Below are 17089 nucleotides of genomic sequence, written 5' to 3'. Positions count from 1 at the left end.
CGGCAGGAAATAATCCGCAGGGATTGTACCTGCTATTAAGAAAGTAGGAGATGCAATATGCTAAAATATCTGCTGAAGCGTATTGTGGGTACAATTCCCACACTGATTATAGTAGTAACATTTGTTTTTCTGTTTGTGAGGATCATACCTGGCGATCCGGCAAGACTGGTGGCCGGTGAACAGGCGACTCAGCAGGATGTGGAAGCTGTCCGTGAACGGCTGGGTCTGAATAAACCTGTGACAACTCAGTATATCACATATGTTTCAGGACTTCTGCATGGGGATCTCGGAACATCTCTGAGAACGAAACGGCCTGTACTGGAAGAAATTTCCGGAAGATTCGGAAATACGGTTCGTCTGGCAGCAGTTACTCTGCTGTGGAGTGCAATAGCAGGTGTCCTGTTTGGAGTCTGGTCGGGCACACACAGAGGAAAGTGGCAGGATTATACAGGTATGACGGTCGCGGTATCAGGTATTTCGCTGCCGTCGTTCTGGATAGGTTTCCTGCTGATTATGCTGTTGGCGGTGAAAATGAAAATTCTGCCTACCACCAGCAGTTCTGACTGGAAAGGTCTGATTATGCCTTCCATTACGCTTGGACTTGGAATTGCTGCAATCATAGCGCGTTTTACCAGATCTTCTATCGTGGAAATTCTTAAAGAAGATTATATCCGGACAGCAAGAGCAAAAGGAATCAGAGAAAAGGTGGTTGTGTGGAAACATGTGTTCCGCAATTCCATGATTTCTGTTGTTACAGTTGTAGGACTTCAGTTCGGATTTCTGCTGGGCGGATCTGTTGTCACAGAAACGGTCTTCGCGTATCCGGGGCTTGGTTCTCTTCTGATTGAGTCGGTTAATTACAGAGATTATCCGGCGATTCAGTCACTGATTTTGATCTTTTCTCTGCAATTTATTGTAATCAATCTGTTGGTGGATGTTCTGTACGCAGTACTGAATCCGGAAATCAAACTGCAATAGGAGATGAGTGAAAATGAAAAAAAACAAAAAAATACAGACTCAAAATCAGGACAGGATTAGGACTCCTTTTTCAGAGGCAGTTCGTAAATTCAAAAAACAGAAAAACGCAGTGATTGCTCTCTGCTTTATTATCTTTCTCATTTTTCTTGCATTTTTCGGGGATATAATAGCTCCTTACAAAATCAATGAATATGATTATTCTGCCATTCTTCAGGGTCCTTCCCTCAGACATTTTTTTGGAACAGATGAATTTGGAAGGGATCTGTTTTCAAGAATACTTTCAGGAACAAAAATTTCCCTTGCGGTTGGTTTCGGTGCTGTTACGGTAGGTGCTGTGTGCGGTACTATTCTCGGACTTCTGGCGGGATATTACGGCGGAATCATTGATTCCATTATTATGAGAATCTGTGATGTTTTATTTGCATTTCCAGGAATTATTCTGGCGATTGCCATTGTGGCGATCCTCGGAAGCGGTATGACGAATGTTGTGATTGCAGTGGCTGTGTTTTCCACTCCGACCTTTGCCCGTCTTGTGCGAAGCAGGACACTTACGCTGAAGAATTCCGTGTTTGTCATGGCGGCAAAAAATATAGGCGTTTCGGATGCGGGAATTCTTTTCCGCCATATTCTGCCGGGAGCAATTCCCGATATCATTGTACAGTATTCCATGTCATTTGGTTCTTCTATTCTGACGGCTTCCAGTCTGTCTTTCCTTGGAATGGGTGCTCAGCCGCCGACACCGGAGTGGGGACTCCTGCTTTCCAACGGAAGAAACTACATGACAAGCGCAATGTATGTGACGATTTTTCCGGGACTTGCGATTTTCCTTACTGTCCTGAGCTTTAACCTTCTGGGCGATGGGCTTCGTGATGCTCTGGATCCAAAACTCTCTGAATGATAGGAGGATCAGAAGTGGCAACAGATAACGTACTTGAAATCAAAAATTTACATACTTACTTCTACACCGACGACGGCGTGGTAAAGGCTGTTGATGGTGTGGATGTGGAACTGAAACGCGGTTCCACGCTCGGGATTGTGGGAGAATCGGGCAGTGGAAAAAGTGTTACCTCGCTTTCTGTTATGGGACTTCTCACAGGAACGAAAGGCAAAATTGCAGAGGGAGAAATCCTGCTGGACGGTAAAGATATTGTAAGCCTGAGCAAGGAGGAGCGGAGAAAAATCAGGGGAAATAAAATTTCCATGATTTTTCAGGAACCGATGACGAGTCTGAATCCGGTCATGAAAATCGGAGATCAGATTGTGGAATGTGTTCTCCAGCATGAAAAAATTTCCAAAAAAGAAGCATATGAAAAAGCGGAAAAAATGCTGACAATGACCGGTGTGCCGCGAGTACACCATATGATGAAAGAATATCCGTTTCAGCTTTCCGGAGGACAGCGCCAGAGGGTCATGATTGCAATGGCACTGGTGTGCAAACCGGAAATTCTGATTGCAGATGAGCCGACGACGGCACTGGACGTAACAATCCAGGCGCAGATCCTTGATCTGATGAATCAGCTGAAAAAAGAAACGGGAACTTCGATACTGTTTATCACACATGATCTCGGTGTGGTGGCAGAAATCTGCGACGATGTGGCGGTTATGTACTGCGGCCGCGTGGTGGAAAAAGGAGATGTAAAGTCAATTTTTTACAACCCTTCCCATCCGTACACCCGGGGACTGCTGGCGTCAATTCCAAGAGTCGGAGATGCGGGAAAAGAATTGCAGTCAATTCCGGGAAATGTTCCAAATCCCAAATATATGCCGGAAGGCTGTAAGTTTGCTCCCAGATGTCCTTATGCAAAAGAAAAATGCCGGAAAGAGGAGCCGGGATTTTTCAGAATGCCGGAAGAAGGACATATCAGCAGATGCTGGATGTGCGAGAACAGTACTGCATCGGAAAATGACGGCCAGAAAGGTGGTGTCTGAACTTGAAAGACGTTTTGCTGAAGGTGGATGACCTGAAGGTTTATTATCCGGTATCAGGAGCATCTATCGGGAAAAAAGACTATGTAAAAGCAGTAGACGGTGTCAGTTTTGAAGTCAGGAAGGGTGAGGTTTTCGGAATCGTAGGAGAGTCCGGGTGCGGAAAATCCACACTGGGAAGAGCAATCTGCAAGCTGGAGCAGCCCACGGCGGGAAAGATTTTTCTCGATGGGGAAGAAATCACCGGCTATAATAACAAAAAGATGCGTTCTGTTCGCAAAAAAGTGCAGATGGTATTTCAGGATCCTTATGCATCTCTGAATCCCAGAATGTCAGTCTTTTCAATTGTTGCAGAACCTTTGAAGGTGCATAAACTGTACAAGGATCAGGCGGATCTGGAAAAAAAGGTAATTGATCTGCTGCACCGGGTCGGCCTTGACACGTATCATGCCAACCGTTATCCTCATGAATTCTCAGGCGGACAAAGACAGAGGATCGGAATTGCAAGGGCTCTTGCCGTGGAACCTCAGTTGATTATTGCAGACGAGCCGGTATCCGCACTGGATGTTTCCATTCAGGCACAGGTGCTGAATCTGCTCAATGAGCTGAAAAAAGATCTGAATCTTACCTATATTTTTGTAGCGCACGACCTCAGTGTTGTGGAGTATATCAGTGACCGGGTGGGTGTTATGTACCTGGGAAATTTTGTGGAGGTCGGAGATAAAGATAAAATTTACAGTAACCCGATGCATCCGTATACCCAGGCGCTTCTTTCGGCAGTGCCGATACCGGACCCGGAAGCGCCAAGAGAACGTATTCTTCTCTCCGGAAGCATTCCGTCCGCCCATAAACCGCCGGCAGGATGTAAATTCCATACGCGTTGTCCGAAATGTATGGAATGCTGCAAAAGTATTCCGCCGGAACGTTATGAGGTGGATGAGGGACATTATGTGTACTGTCATTTGTATGATGACAGAAATAAAACAGTCTGAATATGACTGTATAGAAACATACGGATGAAAAAGGAAGTTTATCGGAGGTTTACAGATGAAATTGTTTCTCAGTGCTGATATTGAGGGTTGCGCGGGTCTGGCAATGCCGGCGGAAACGCATAAGACGGAAAGTGTATATCGCAGCTATGCAGAAGAGATGACAAAAGAAGTTGTAGCTGCCTGTGAGGCTGCTCATGAGGCGGGAGCGGACGAAATCGTTGTAAAGGACGGGCATGGAGATGCTTCCAACATTGACCCTCTGAAAATGCCGGAATATGTGACGCTGATTCGCGGAAAGAGCGGACACCCGTATAATATGATGTACGGTATTGATGATACATTCGACGGAGTTTTATTTCTCGGCTACCATGCGCCTGCGGGGAATCCCTGTTTTTCCATCAGCCATACGTCAACGGGAAACAGCCTGTATATCCGCCTGAACGGAAAATTTATGAGTGAATGTATGCTGAACAGTTACACAGCCGCTTCCCACGGTGTTCCGGTTCTTTTCCTTTCAGGCGATGAAGAAATCTGCCGGCAGGCCGGAGAATTTCTCCCGGGAATTGAAACGGTGGCAACAAAACGTGGGGAAGGAGCAGCGACCTGGTGCGTCTCACCGGAGAAGGTACAGGAGAGAATCCGTTCCGGTGTTGCAGATGCTGTCAGGCGTATCGGGGAAATCCGCTGTCTTCCGGTGCCGGAACATTTCACTTACGAGGTGACGTACAAAGACTGGAAAAAGGCTTATACGATGTCGTTCTATCCGGGAATGCAGAAAATCGATACATTTACCAACAGACTGGAAACGGATCGTTGGATGGATGTTGTTACAGCACATTGTTTTGTGGTGTACTGATGATGGTATTGTAAATAGTGAGAAGGAGATCAGAAAAATGGATATACAGATGATAGAAAAGCTTTCCAACGCTTTCGGACCAAGCGGTTTTGAAGAGGACGTTGTGCGTACTCTGGCAGAATACTGCGGAGAGTTTGATATTTCAAATGATGCGATGAACAATTTTTATGTCAGAATGCCGGGTGTACAGTCAGAAAAACCTGTGGTTCAGCTGGATGCGCATCTGGATGAATGCGGAATGATGGTGCAGAGCATTCTGGATAACGGTGCACTCCAGATGCTTCTGCTTGGAGGCTTTCATTTAACCAGTCTCCCGGCACATTCTGTGAAGATAAGAACAAGGTCGGGAAAGATGGTGCGCGGAATTATCTGTGCGAAGCCGGTTCATTTTATGACGGATTCCGAACGCAGCGGACAGAATCTTGAAATTGAAAAGATGTATCTGGATGTGGGAGCCACAAGCCGTCAGGAGGCAGAGGAAGTTTTCGGAATTCATATCGGTGATCCGATAGTACCGGACGTGACATTTTCCTATGACAAAGAAAACGGAATCTGTTTTGGCAAGGCTTTTGACAATCGTGCCGGCTGTGCCTGCATTGTGGATACTATGAAACAGCTGTACGGGGAAAGAGACAGTCTTCCGGTAAATGTTGTCGGCGCAATGGCTGCACAGGAGGAAGTCGGAACCCGGGGAGCAGCGGTGACGGCACAGATTGTAAAACCGGACCTTGCGATTGTTTTTGAAGGTTCACCCTCCGATGACTTCTTTATCAGTGCCGGACAGGCGCAGGGGCAGATGAAACACGGTGTTCAGATCCGTATCGTTGACAAGAGTTATATTTCAAACGCTCAGTTTATTGAGTACGCCGAGGAACTGGCCGGAAAATACGGAATCAAATACCAGGAAGCGGTGAGAAGAGGCGGAAGTACCAATGCGGGAAAGATCAGTCTGACGGGAAAGGCGGTACCGTGTCTCGTTCTCGGTGTTCCGTCCCGTTATGTGCACAGCCATTATAATTTCTGTGCACTGGAGGATATGGAGGCTGCCAGCAGCCTTGCGGCTTCCGTAATCCGTGGTCTGGATGCGGAACGTATCCGCCATATCTGTCATCAGGATCTTTTTTGATCAAAATTAAGGAAACGAGGTAATCTGATTTATGATAAAGCCTATCATTGGTATTCTTGGAAATACATATAAAACAACGCCGGCTAAATTTTCCAGTTCAAAGCGTGAATATGTAAACAGTGATTATGTGGAGGCTGTGCTGAATAACGGCGGAATGCCGATTGCTGTTCCCTCCGTCAGCATGCTGGACGATCCGGAATCGGCCTTATCCTTCTGTGACGGTATTCTGGTGCCGGGAGGAGAAGATGTCAGTCCATGGTATTACGGAGAGGAACCCTCTCCGGGGATTCAGACAATTCGTCCTGAGATTGATGAGGCATGGATGGCGGCAGGAAGATACGCGCTGGAGAAAAAAATCCCAATGCTTGGCATCTGTAAAGGAATTCAGTTTCTGAATGTACTGTGCGGCGGAACCCTGTATCAGGATCTCTATCTTCAGAGGGAGGGTTCTATCCTGCATATGCAGTCTCTGGAACGCAGTTACCTGTTTCATCACGTGGATATCAGAAAAGACACATATCTGGCCGGGATTCTCGGTGAAGGAAAACATGCGGTTAATTCCATGCATCATCAGGCGGTTCGTGAACTTGGCAGAAATCTGACAGTCTCAGCAGTAGCTCCTGACGGAACAGTGGAAGCCATTGAGAGCAGTGACGGACAGATTGTCGCGGTTCAGTGGCATCCGGAAGGGCTGATTCATACCGCTCCTGAGATGAATAAGTTATTTGCGGATCTGGTACGGAGAAGCGAAGCATATCACAATCGGTAAGGAAAAGAAAGCAGGGAAAATTCCGGATATACGGCATAAGAAACCGTTGTCCGGAATTGACTGGTTTGAGGCAGAAAAATATGAATGATACAATTAAAATAACAGCGGCAGGAGATATTCTCATTATGAAACGTCTGATACCGGGCTATGAGGGAATATCACCGATCCGAAAATTTCTGATGCAGGGAGAAGTGCGCGCCGCAAATCTTGAGACAACGATTTCCGACGGGACATGTTATGCTTCTGCTTATTCAGGAGGTACCTGGCTTACGGCAGAGGAAGAATGTCTGGACGATATTCTTCAGTACGGATTTAATGTCCTGGGTGTGTCAAACAATCACACAATGGATTATTCCTATGAAGGTCTGCAGTCGACACTGTTTCATCTGAAAAAAAGGAAAATTGCATATGCGGGAGCAGGGAAGAATCTGTATGAGGCATCCAGACCGGCGATTGTTGATACGACTGCCGGACAGGTGGCGGTTATTGATATCTGTTCGACGTTTGAGGATGCGGCGCGGGCAGGAAGCCAGACAGAACGGCAGCCGGGGCGGCCGGGGCTGAATCCTCTGCGCTTTCATGAGACGTATTATGTCACAGAAGAACATATGAAAGTTCTGAAAGAGATTGCAGGGGCGACAATGATCAACGGGCTTCGCGATCTTCACCGGCAGGAGGGATTTGTGGCTCCGCTGCCTGAAGGTGTAATGGAATTCGGAGGCAGACGTTTTGAAGTCTGTGAAGACGGAAAAGAGGGCAGACATTCCAGAGCAGATGCAGGGGATCTGAAGCGGACGACGGATATGATCAGAGAAGCTCTGATGACGTGCGAAGCGGTCATTGTGATGGTACATTCACATGAGATCCGCAGTGACAATGATGAAGAAGCAGATTACTTTCTGGAGGAATTTGCCCATGCATGTATAGATGCCGGAGCCTGTGCGGTGATCGGCGGGGGAACTCATCAGCTCAAAGGTATTGAATTTTATCGCGGCAGACCTGTTTTTTACTGCCTTGGAAATTTTGTGTTTGAAAATCAGTATGTTCGTCTTCTGCCTTCTGATTATATGGAAAAATATGGACTGAATATCCATACGGCAGCTTCTGTGGGGATCGCAAAACGTCAGGAGCAGTCCAGCCATTCTCTTTACGAAATCCCGGAAGTCTACAGAAGTGTTCTGCCGTATTTTGAAATTAGGGACGGAAAATGTGAACATATTGAGCTGCTTCCGGTAGAACTCGGCATGCATCGTAATCGTCCGGAAAAGAACATTCCTTATAAAGCGGAGGACGAGACGGCGGCAGAAATTGCCGGATATCTCACACGTGTGAGCAGGCGTTACGGAACAGCATGGAAATATCAGAAAGGAAGGATAGTGCCGGATGAGGAGAAGATGGGAAATTGAAGAGGATTTTTCAGAATTCAGCAGAAAGAATCTGCCTCTCGCAAAGCGGACGCTGAAAGAGCTGGTATTGATTCCGGCGGCCACCGGTCATGAAGAACAGAGAGCGGAGTATTGTCTGCAATGGATGAAAATGCAGGGCATCTCAGGTGCTTACTGTGATGCAGCAGGCAATGTTATCTGGGAATATCAGCCGGAATGCGAGAGAAAGATTTTGTTTACCGCACATCTGGATACGGTTTTTTCCATGGACGAAGTTCTTGAGCTTGTGGAAAATCAGGACAGATGGTGCTGTCCGGGGATCGGAGATAATACGGTGAACGTCGTGATGCTTCTGATGGCGGCGAAATATCTGAATGAAATATCTCCGGAACTTCCCTGCGGTCTGATTCTGTCTGCAGATACGGGAGAAGAGGGGCTGGGAAATCTGAAAGGAATCCGCGCACTGACAAGTGCTTTTCAGAAACAGCTCAGTGCGGTAATTGCATTTGATCTGTACAGAGATAAAGTTTATCCCCGGTGTATCGGTTCTTCGCGCTACCGGATTGAGGTCAGGACGGAGGGCGGTCATTCGTTTCTTGACTTTGGAAAGAAAAATGCAGTTGCCGAACTGGCCGGATTGGTGACAGAACTGTATCAGATGAAAATACCGGAGCATTCACGCACAACTTATAATGTGGGAGTCATGGAAGGCGGTACTTCGGTCAATACAATTGCCCAGGAGGCTTCTGCACTGTTTGAATTCCGCTCGGATTCGGCAGAAGCTCTGGAAAACTGTGAAGAATATCTGCGGCAAAAAATCGAAAGCCGGAAGTGCTGTGATGTATCATATCGCTGCGAGCAGGTCGGCAGACGTCCCTGTGCGGGAGAGACAGACGCGATTCAGATGGAGCGGCTGACAAACTGCTGTGTCAGAACACTGCAGGCGGCAACGGGAGTCGAACCGGCTGCTTCAGAAGCGTCGACCGACTGCAACATTCCTCTGTCACAGAATATTTCCTCTGTCTGTGTCGGGTTCTGCCGCGGAGGAGGAGCTCACACCAGGGAAGAGTGGCTGGATATTTCAACGCTGGAAAGCGGACTTGCGGCCGCTCTGGCGCTTGTATGCCGAATTCCTTTTTTCTGTGAGAGCAGTGAGACTGTTTTGCGCGATACAATATCTTCAGCCGAAGAAAAAGAACAGATTTACGAATTGCTCAGAGTCTGTGACAAAGATTTTGTTCCTCCGCTGTCCGCGAGGAACAGTACATCCCAGAGTGACTGGTCCGGGGCAGAGAAAGAACAGGATGGCATCAGGGCATATCTGGAAGACATCTGCCGGCAGCATGTTCTTCTCTGGAAAGAAAGAGGGAAGGTCCGTGCATTTATTACCTGGAAAGATCATTTTCAGTGCGGCCACCTTATCAGCTATCCGGATTCCTGTTATATGACAACGCTCTGTATTGATCCGGAATGGCGCGGTCAGGGGATATCAGAGAGTCTGTATATACTGGCGGAAAAAGAGATAAGAGCCGGATATCCGGGGGCTCCCATTACGCTCCGTACATGGTCTTCCAATCAGGCACAGAAGCATATCCTGGAAAAAATGGGATATCATACGGTAAAAAGATTGAAGGACGACAGGGGAGAGGGGATCGACACTGTTTATTATGTAAAGGAATGAAAAAAACGTCTGAAATCAGGCGGTGAGAATCAGCAACGATATTCCGCAGCCGCGGATATCATATTTCCTGACAGGCAATACAGCTGAGCAGGGAAACAATAAAAAAGAATAACAGAATCATCAGATATCAGATCCGGCAGAATACAGTGACTCATTTATTTTGCCGGATTTTTTATTTTACGCTTATTTGATAATTTAAAGTGCTAAAGAGGGAAAAGTGTGATATACTGATTCTGGGTTTCGTTTTCAGGAACGTTATTCCGGCAACATTCATCAGGGGGAGACAATGAAACATAAATCATTCAATAATATTTTACTGGCACTTACGGCATTCATATGGGGAAGCGCTTTTGTCGCGCAGAGCGTCGGCATGGATTACCTGGGACCGTTTACATTTAATTCGATCCGGTGTGTGATGGGCGGCATCGTTCTTTTGCCTGTTATTTTTGTATTACATTGTCAGAACGGGAAGAGAAATGATACAAAGAAAGAAAGTGTGAATAAGGGAAAAAACAGAAAGACGCTTTTTGCCGGCGGAATCTGCTGTGGATTGGCTCTTGCCGTCGCAAGTTCGCTCCAGCAGGCCGGTATCGTATATACAACTGCAGGAAAAGCGGGATTTATCACGGCGCTCTATATTCTGATCGTTCCGATGATCAGATTATTTTTTGGAAAAAAAGCAGGAGCAAAAATCTGGACAGGTGTAGGTCTGGCTGTTGTGGGAATGTATTTTCTCTGCATTAACGAAGGGTTTACGATCGGGACGGGAGATCTTCTTGTGTTTTTATGTGCTGTTGTATTTTCGATACATATTCTTATCATTGATTATTTTGCTCCGAAAGTGGATGGAGTGAGTCTTTCATGCATTCAGTTTTTTGTAAGCGGAATCCTGTGTTCTGTTCCGATGTTTTTATATGAAAAGCCGCAGATGGGTGATATATTTGCAGCATGGCTGCCGCTGGTCTACGCCGGAGTTTTTTCCTGCGGCGTAGCGTACACGCTTCAGATCGTTGCTCAGAAAAATACGGATCCTGCCGTAGCCTCTCTCGTTCTCAGTCTGGAATCTGTATTTTCAGCGCTTACCGGATGGCTGGTTCTGAAAGAATATCTTTCCGGAAGGGAACTGTTTGGATGTATTCTTGTATTTTCGGCTGTAATTCTTGCCCAGCTTCCGGATAAAAAGAAGTCACTGAAAAACTGAGGATAAATTCAGGAGATGTATCGGTTTAACAAGAGAAATTGAGGTGTGGATAATGATATCGTTAAACGACTATTTATATTCAGGAGATACGGTACTGAAAATTCTGAAAAAATACAGCAGAGATCTGAAAATCTCGGCAGTCAGAGATAATAATGAGGTGGACAGAATACACTGTGAATTTTTGAATCGTACTTCGGATCTGCTGGAGCACAATGACTTTCTGACGGCACAGTCCCAGAAGATCAGGGAATTCTACAAGTATATGGCAAAAGAATACCCGTATCTTTCCTTTACGTTTAAAGGCAGGATCAAGTCCCTGATCCGGGCGGAAACAAAATTTAACGGTTATATTGTGGAGTATATCTACGATTACTATACAGAGAATGGTTCCTGACCGCCTCTGGAAGAACTGAAAAAGAAGCTGAACGGATTTCGTGACCTGATTGCATACCGTATTGTCATTTCCATGCCCAAATGTCATATCAGAGATGACGTACAGCGTGAGGAGGAAGAGATCCGCTATCTGTATGAGATTGCAAACGTTCTGAAAGGGTTTCTAGAAAAAAGAGGGTTCCGGGCAGAACCGGCTTTCGGAGTAAAAATAAGTACTTCTCCTCTGCTGAGCGAAGAAGTCAGACCGTTTTACAGGGATTATATTTCCAATGAAAAACAGCACGGATACCGTTCCCTGCATATCACGTTTTTTGATGAAAGCGCAAAGTGTTATATGGAAATGCAGCTCCGTACCAAAGATATGGATGATATTGCGGAGATCGGCTCAGCGAACCACCTCGGATATGAAAAGAAACAGGAAAGTGAGCGGGCCAGAAGGGACGCAATACCAGAAGGGGAATGTGTTTATTTCGACGAAGCATATGAGCGGGTCAGAAAACTGCAGCAGCTGGAACTGGCGAAGGTAGATGTGAATATGTTTTCTGCAGTGAATAACAGTCTCATCAATGACGGATGCGGGTTGTACCGCGGTCGGCTGATTCTTCCGTATGAACATCTGTCCAGATTTCAGAACGATCTGATTGACTGAAACATCCTGCCGTTGAATTGTCAGCGGCAGGATGTTTTCCAGTACAGTGATTTTTGTTACAGTTCCGACTCTGAAGAAGGGGAGTTTCGATATCGCTCCGCACGGCCGTCCCGGATGACGCCATTCCAGTTCAGTCCGAATCCATAGCGGTAGGTATTTCCCGTACTGTCCGTATAGGGCGGGATGTCAAAAGGAAGGTCTTCACAGTGCATCTCCACGGATTTCATATCTGATGGGAATTCTATCGGAAGAAGACCGGAAGGTTCTGCATTTCCGCAGATCAGATCAAAGAGGGCCTGTTTCTGTACACCGAAATCAATCAGGATTCCGTCTGCATAAGGTTCCAGTTCAGATAATACCGCTGGATTATGCATTCGCAGACAGACAATCACAGGTTTGTCTCCCATTGCTTTCTTTGTATTGATGACCAGATCAAGGTCCGCTTCATTGGCAGCAGTTCCGGTTTTGCCTTTATAATTCCTGTCGATAAAATCCTCCCGGAAATCACCTCCCGCAATACTGTGTTCCCTTGCTTTTTCCGCAGTGTAAGGTCTGTACTGAAGAGAAATGGGAACGTATCCGTTTCCGCCGCCCGACGCATCTTCCTCTGAATATCCGTCAGACAGAGGACTTTCTATAAATACAATTGCAAAATCCGCGTTCTGCGGCGTATCAGTCCATGAAAAATAATTTTCTGTGAGATTCTGATCCACGGGTAAGATTGTTTTTCCTTCTTCCCAGGTGCGGAAGAAAGTTTTTCTTGCCTTAATAGTTCTGGCGGGAATGTAGACTTTTTTTCCGGTGCGCACTGGCATTGCATGCTGGTTTTTCAGCATGACTACCGATCGGAGCTGAGCCTGATAGCCTGTTTTGGAAAATTCCTCACAGCCGACGATCTGTCTGCTCTCCTCCGGATCCAGGTAGGGATTTTCAAAAAGACCGCATCGGAACATGTTTGTCAGAAGACGTACGGCAGATTCTTCCATCCGTTTTCGCATGCGGGTTTCTCCGTGTTTTTTGCAGCCCAGCTGATACGCCTCGAGAAGAGGCCTGATATCACTGTTGCCGCCGAACTGATCTACACCGTTCTCTATGGCAAGAAGATGTCTTTCTGCCTCCGTCAGGGATTCTGTTCCATAGCAGCGGCTGCCGAAAGAGTCAATCTGCGGTGATGGATCCTGTGTGATTCCCCAGTCTGTGCATACAACCCCGTCATATCCGTATTTTTCGCGCAGCAGATCGTGAATAAGATATTCGCTGTAGGAATTTCCGACATTCTGTCCGTTTTTTCTGTCCTGATTCCAGGAAACAGTGTAATAAGGCATAACGGCGGAGACACATCCGGTCTTTCCTCCGAGCCGGAAAACACCGTTTACGAAGGGCTTTAAGTGGTCTTTTAAATTATTTCCGGGATATACGGCAAATTTTCCAAAAGGATAGTGGGCATCTCTTCCTGCTTCACATGATCCTCCGCCCGGCCAGTGCTTTGCCATGGCGCAGACGCTGTCTCTCCCCCATCCGTCAGAACTGTTTTCTGTTGTCTGAAGGCCTTCGCAGTAGATTCTTCCAAGTTCAGTTACCTGCTCCGGATGAGTGCCGAAGGTATCTTCAAAGCGCATCCAACGGGGTTCCGTGGCCAGATCTATCTGAGGGGAAAGTGCCGTGGTAATTCCCAGCGCCCGATATTCTCTGGCAATAGTCCGGGCAAAACTGCGGCATATTTCAGGAGAAAATGATGCGGCAATCCCAAGTCCTTCAGGCCATTTGGAGACGTCGCTGCCGCCGCTCTTGAATTCGGCTCCCGCGTTGGAGGCTCCATGGCGGGGATCGCTGGAAATATTGACAGGGATTCCAAAGGGAAGTTCCTCTGCCGCCTGCTGCATGGCGTTGCTCCAGTTTGCGGCAGTCTCGGCATTTTCCAGCTTCATAACCAGAATATGGCGGATATGGTCCTCTTTGAGGAGAACTTTCTGCTGATCCGTCAATTCCCATGGTTCTGCCGTGCTTTCCGGAAACGATTTGCCGCCGTAAGTGGAAGAAAATGGCTCGCCGGGCAGTGAGGGTACCATCTGATGAGGGGAATACATCATCAGACCGGCGATCTCAGTAACTGACAGCCTGGAGGCCAGATCCATAGCCCTGGTTTTTGCATCCAGACGTCAGTCTTCGTAGGGAAGCAGCTTTCCGGTCCGGGCAGAATCTTTGAAAAAACAGCCGTCTTCTTCAATCACAGGGGCGGATACCGTACCGATATCGGGGCCGTTTTCGTTGATGTATACAGTATATATTTTTTCCTTTTTCATTCTGTACTCCTTTTCGGTCATTAAAATAAAAATTTTGTTTTTCTGGAAGATAAAAATAATCTGAATATCATATATCTGCCCGGTTTTCATACACAGGCCTCTATATGGGATATCCTATCAGATTCCGGAGCTTCCAGTCAATATTTCTGTTGTATTATAATGCCTGAGGCTGATGCAGTTCACACGGACTTTTTGTGGGAGAAAAGCTGTGAGACCGTTTATTGCGATTCAGTGATCGGATGAAATGAAATCAGAGCGGAAGAACGGGAAGCTGTTTTATCACGAATGACAGAAAAAGAGGATTCCTCCACAGAACTTGACGATCTGTGGGGAATCCTCTTTGGTACTTAAGCTTTCACAGGGTTTGTGGAAACTTTCTTTTCTTTGTGTTTATCTCTCCAGGCGAAGAGACCGGCCAGCAGAGTTCCGGAAATGGAATGCCATACACAGGATACGGCGCAGATAATTGCCGCCTGAGGTGCAGAAGCGAACTGAGCGGTAGTGGTTGCCAGGTTTGTGGCAAGTCCTGCATTCTGCATACCTACTTCGATGGAAATTGTCTTTCTCTTGGAATAATTCATTCCGGTCACAGAACCCGCCAGATATCCAAGCAGATATCCAAGACCATTGTGCAGGAGAACCGCCAGGAAGATGATCACTCCGGAGCGGAAGAAATTGGATCCCTGGGAAGAAATTACGCCGCCGACAACACAGGCCAGTCCGAGTACTGCGATTCCCGGCATGATTTTCTGAAATTCCATAAATAAAGCTTTTTTTCCTAAAAAGTAGTTCAGGATAAATCCAAGAGCTACAGGCAGAATCACAGTTTCAATGATGGAAATAAACATGGGAATTCCGTTGATTGTGATCTGTGTTCCGCTTGCAAGAAAAGAAACAAGCAGAGGAGTGGCTACCGGGGAAAGCAGGGTAGACACCGTGGTCATGCCTACGGAGAAAGCCACATCTCCTCCGCAAAGGTAGGACATAATGTTGGAAGACACCCCGCCCGGGCAGCATCCTACAAGAATCAGTCCGAGAGCAATGGCATCCGGCAGCTGCAGCACTCTGGAAATGGCAAAGGCAAGAAAAGGCATGATCAGATATTGTGCAATGGCGCCAATGCAGATATCAAACGGTCTCTGCGCAAGAATGTGAAAATCTTCTTTTGTCAGAGTCAGTCCCATACTGAACATAATAATTCCGATGATAATAGACTGCCATGTAAATTTGTTGGAAACAGGATCAACAAACAAAGTGAAGTTGACCCACTGCATGATGACAGGACAGAGAAAGGTGACTACGGCGATCGCAATTACAACCAGAGAAGTGTAATTGGACAGAAAATGGCTGACTTTTTGTAACGTTTTCATGAGAATGCCTCCTTATGATATTTGACAATAAAAAATCCCCTTTCAGAATCAGTCTATCTGAAAGGGGACGAAATTTTTCCGCGGTACCACCCGATTTCTGTTATATAACAGCACTTAAAACGCACAGTCATGCGCTTTCCTGATAACGGTGGAAGCCGGCTCAGCTTACTGGCGGTTCAGCCTGCATCTTTGAGATGATATCTGTAACTGTCTCTATATCTGCTCTCACCATCCGCAGACTCTCTGAAATATGTAACAGGAACAGCGTTGTTCTCTTCTGGGATTTTTTCTTTATTGTCGGTTTAACGATTTAAAGTATAATTAAAGGAAAGAAATATGTCAAGCATAATTTATAAAAAACGGGAAATTTTTTTGCCGGGAGGACAGAAAGATGAATTTTTTTCAATTTTCAAGTCCTGTGAATTAAGAGAAGACATTGGATAAGTAATGGACTTTTAGTGGAACGGTCTCTTATATTCCAAAGATCATCCGATGATTTTTGCGAAATGGGTTCACCGATTATGGCAGCCAGATTATTAATCGAAAGGATAACAGCTAAATCGTTTGCAGCAGAAAAAGTTTCACAGGAAAGAAAAACATACAGGTTGCCATGAAAAACACAATCTGGAACGGGATACAAAATACTTCGCTTCTGATATAATAGAGGTACAGAAATACGAGAAAAAGGCGGGTGATACCATGTTTTTCCGAAAAAAACGAAACGAAAACGTATGACAGAGAAACACAGATTCCGGTTCTCAGATGCAGTATCTGCACAGGAGAGCAGGTAGGAGAATTCCGGGATCTCCGGACGGGAAAATTCCAGGAGGTCTGTCTGATCAGAAACGAAACGGAACAGGAGAAATTTATGAAAGAATATGGAATTACTTCGATATCGAAGGAATATTAAACAGTACGGCTGCGATCATTCCGGTAAATGATCATATTACATTTGTTCCATAATTCGTTTTTGAATATGAATGGATGGCAATCAGTGGATCTTTCAGAAAATCCGGCTTTTTCATAGCAGTGTTTTGCGGATATATTCTCATCAAATACGTTTAACTGTACAGATATGGCTCCTGTGATCTGAAAGGCATACTGCAGTGCCAGTGCCAGCATTTGTGATCCGTAACCATTTCCGCGTCTGGCATTGTCGATAATAATATACTTAAGAAAACCGGTATTGTTTTCTGTGTCGATGGAATAACAGAAAAAGCCGACAGGTTTTCCGTCATCTTCTGTTGCAGTAAATGCGTTTTCTGTCCTGGTTCTTGCGTTGATTTTCAGAAAAGAGTGGAAAGCTTTTTTTGTAACAGGATAAGACAAACGGTTTGCGCACCAGAATGCATGAATTCTTTCTGTGTTGATCCATTGCTTCAGGTAGTTGTAGTCTGTGTCAGGAATGTATGGACGTAATCTCATAGAATGACCTCCTTTCTTCAGTCAGTGATTCTGTC

At 46.1% G+C, this 17089-nt stretch carries 15 protein-coding genes, 1 pseudogene and 1 other annotated feature; of the genes and pseudogenes, 12 read left to right on the top strand and 4 right to left on the bottom strand.

What is annotated here, in order from left to right; all coding sequences use genetic code 11:
• Window positions 1-57 precede the first annotated feature (57 nt).
• From DS742_RS25950 to DS742_RS30085, 11 genes and pseudogenes are all read left to right on the top strand, one after another.
• Complete coding sequence (locus tag DS742_RS25950) at window positions 58-978, top strand: ABC transporter permease (RefSeq protein WP_117419817.1); 921 nt, start codon at window positions 58-60, stop codon at window positions 976-978.
• A 13-nt stretch (window positions 979-991) separates the two neighbouring features.
• Entirely contained in the window at window positions 992-1876 is an 885-nt protein-coding gene (locus DS742_RS25945; protein WP_117419816.1) for an ABC transporter permease subunit, read from the top strand.
• Between the two features lie 14 nt (window positions 1877-1890).
• Window positions 1891-2907 (top strand): ABC transporter ATP-binding protein, encoded by a 1017-nt coding sequence (locus tag DS742_RS25940; protein WP_330590476.1) that lies wholly within the window; start codon window positions 1891-1893, stop codon window positions 2905-2907.
• Between the two features lie 2 nt (window positions 2908-2909).
• A complete protein-coding gene (locus DS742_RS25935) occupies window positions 2910-3896 on the top strand; it encodes an ABC transporter ATP-binding protein (RefSeq protein ID WP_117419814.1) in 987 nt (328 codons plus the stop codon).
• A 55-nt stretch (window positions 3897-3951) separates the two neighbouring features.
• Window positions 3952-4752, top strand: a complete 801-nt coding sequence (locus tag DS742_RS25930) for a M55 family metallopeptidase (protein ID WP_117419813.1) — start codon at window positions 3952-3954, stop codon at window positions 4750-4752.
• 37 nt (window positions 4753-4789) lie between these two features.
• On the top strand, window positions 4790-5878 hold the full coding sequence (locus tag DS742_RS25925) for a M42 family metallopeptidase (protein ID WP_117419812.1): 1089 nt from the start codon (window positions 4790-4792) through the stop codon (window positions 5876-5878).
• Window positions 5879-5909: 31 nt separating this feature from the next.
• On the top strand, window positions 5910-6647 hold the full coding sequence (locus tag DS742_RS25920) for a gamma-glutamyl-gamma-aminobutyrate hydrolase family protein (RefSeq protein ID WP_117419811.1): 738 nt from the start codon (window positions 5910-5912) through the stop codon (window positions 6645-6647).
• A gap of 80 nt (window positions 6648-6727) precedes the next feature.
• Window positions 6728-8053 carry a CapA family protein gene (locus DS742_RS25915; protein WP_117419810.1) on the top strand — a complete coding sequence of 442 codons (1326 nt, stop codon included), beginning with the start codon at window positions 6728-6730 and terminating at the stop codon, window positions 8051-8053.
• On the top strand, window positions 8031-9713 hold the full coding sequence (locus DS742_RS25910) for a GNAT family N-acetyltransferase (protein WP_117419809.1): 1683 nt from the start codon (window positions 8031-8033) through the stop codon (window positions 9711-9713). The genes DS742_RS25915 and DS742_RS25910 overlap by 23 nt, the downstream gene beginning before the upstream one ends.
• Window positions 9714-9999: 286 nt before the next feature.
• Window positions 10000-10914, top strand: coding sequence for a DMT family transporter (locus tag DS742_RS25905; RefSeq protein ID WP_117419808.1), 915 nt, complete (start codon window positions 10000-10002; stop codon window positions 10912-10914).
• A gap of 52 nt (window positions 10915-10966) precedes the next feature.
• Window positions 10967-11956 (top strand): annotated as a pseudogene (locus DS742_RS30085) (RelA/SpoT-related domain-containing protein).
• A gap of 56 nt (window positions 11957-12012) precedes the next feature.
• Here DS742_RS30085 and DS742_RS25895 read toward each other — a convergent pair.
• The 3 genes from DS742_RS25895 to DS742_RS25890 form a co-directional block, all read right to left on the bottom strand.
• A complete protein-coding gene (locus DS742_RS25895; protein ID WP_242996828.1) occupies window positions 12013-14091 on the bottom strand; it encodes a glycoside hydrolase family 3 protein in 2079 nt (692 codons plus the stop codon).
• A 24-nt stretch (window positions 14092-14115) separates the two neighbouring features.
• Entirely contained in the window at window positions 14116-14259 is a 144-nt protein-coding gene (locus DS742_RS29675; protein ID WP_242996826.1) for a hypothetical protein, read from the bottom strand.
• A gap of 347 nt (window positions 14260-14606) precedes the next feature.
• Window positions 14607-15629 (bottom strand): bile acid:sodium symporter family protein, encoded by a 1023-nt coding sequence (locus DS742_RS25890; RefSeq protein ID WP_117419807.1) that lies wholly within the window; start codon window positions 15627-15629, stop codon window positions 14607-14609.
• Between the two features lie 60 nt (window positions 15630-15689).
• Window positions 15690-15918, bottom strand: a binding site (T-box leader).
• Between the two features lie 402 nt (window positions 15919-16320).
• Between DS742_RS25890 and DS742_RS25885 the strand changes: the two genes are divergently transcribed.
• Entirely contained in the window at window positions 16321-16539 is a 219-nt protein-coding gene (locus DS742_RS25885; protein WP_330590479.1) for a hypothetical protein, read from the top strand.
• Here DS742_RS25885 and DS742_RS25880 read toward each other — a convergent pair.
• Complete coding sequence (locus tag DS742_RS25880; protein ID WP_117419806.1) at window positions 16536-17054, bottom strand: GNAT family N-acetyltransferase; 519 nt, start codon at window positions 17052-17054, stop codon at window positions 16536-16538. The genes DS742_RS25885 and DS742_RS25880 overlap by 4 nt on opposite strands.
• Window positions 17055-17089 lie beyond the last annotated feature (35 nt).

This window comes from Lacrimispora amygdalina (assembly GCF_003432035.1).
In the GTDB taxonomy this organism is placed as follows: Bacteria; Bacillota; Clostridia; order Lachnospirales; family Lachnospiraceae; genus Lacrimispora; species Lacrimispora amygdalina.
Note: the sequence above shows the minus strand (reverse complement) of the source record. Positions and strands in the feature narration are given on the sequence as shown.

Bases quoted from the DNA above. Each gene is read 5' to 3' on its own strand.
- DS742_RS25950 (WP_117419817.1), top strand. From the start codon at position 58: ATGCTAAAATATCTGCTGAAGCGTATTGTGGGTACAATTCCCACACTG.
- DS742_RS25945 (WP_117419816.1), top strand. From the start codon at position 992: ATGAAAAAAAACAAAAAAATACAGACTCAAAATCAGGACAGGATTAGG.
- DS742_RS25930 (WP_117419813.1), top strand. From the start codon at position 3,952: ATGAAATTGTTTCTCAGTGCTGATATTGAGGGTTGCGCGGGTCTGGCA.
- DS742_RS25925 (WP_117419812.1), top strand. From the start codon at position 4,790: ATGGATATACAGATGATAGAAAAGCTTTCCAACGCTTTCGGACCAAGC.
- DS742_RS25920 (WP_117419811.1), top strand. From the start codon at position 5,910: ATGATAAAGCCTATCATTGGTATTCTTGGAAATACATATAAAACAACG.
- DS742_RS25915 (WP_117419810.1), top strand. From the start codon at position 6,728: ATGAATGATACAATTAAAATAACAGCGGCAGGAGATATTCTCATTATG.
- DS742_RS25910 (WP_117419809.1), top strand. From the start codon at position 8,031: ATGAGGAGAAGATGGGAAATTGAAGAGGATTTTTCAGAATTCAGCAGA.
- DS742_RS25905 (WP_117419808.1), top strand. From the start codon at position 10,000: ATGAAACATAAATCATTCAATAATATTTTACTGGCACTTACGGCATTC.
- DS742_RS25895 (WP_242996828.1), bottom strand. From the start codon at position 14,091: ATGGATCTGGCCTCCAGGCTGTCAGTTACTGAGATCGCCGGTCTGATG.
- DS742_RS29675 (WP_242996826.1), bottom strand. From the start codon at position 14,259: ATGAAAAAGGAAAAAATATATACTGTATACATCAACGAAAACGGCCCC.
- DS742_RS25890 (WP_117419807.1), bottom strand. From the start codon at position 15,629: ATGAAAACGTTACAAAAAGTCAGCCATTTTCTGTCCAATTACACTTCT.
- DS742_RS25880 (WP_117419806.1), bottom strand. From the start codon at position 17,054: ATGAGATTACGTCCATACATTCCTGACACAGACTACAACTACCTGAAG.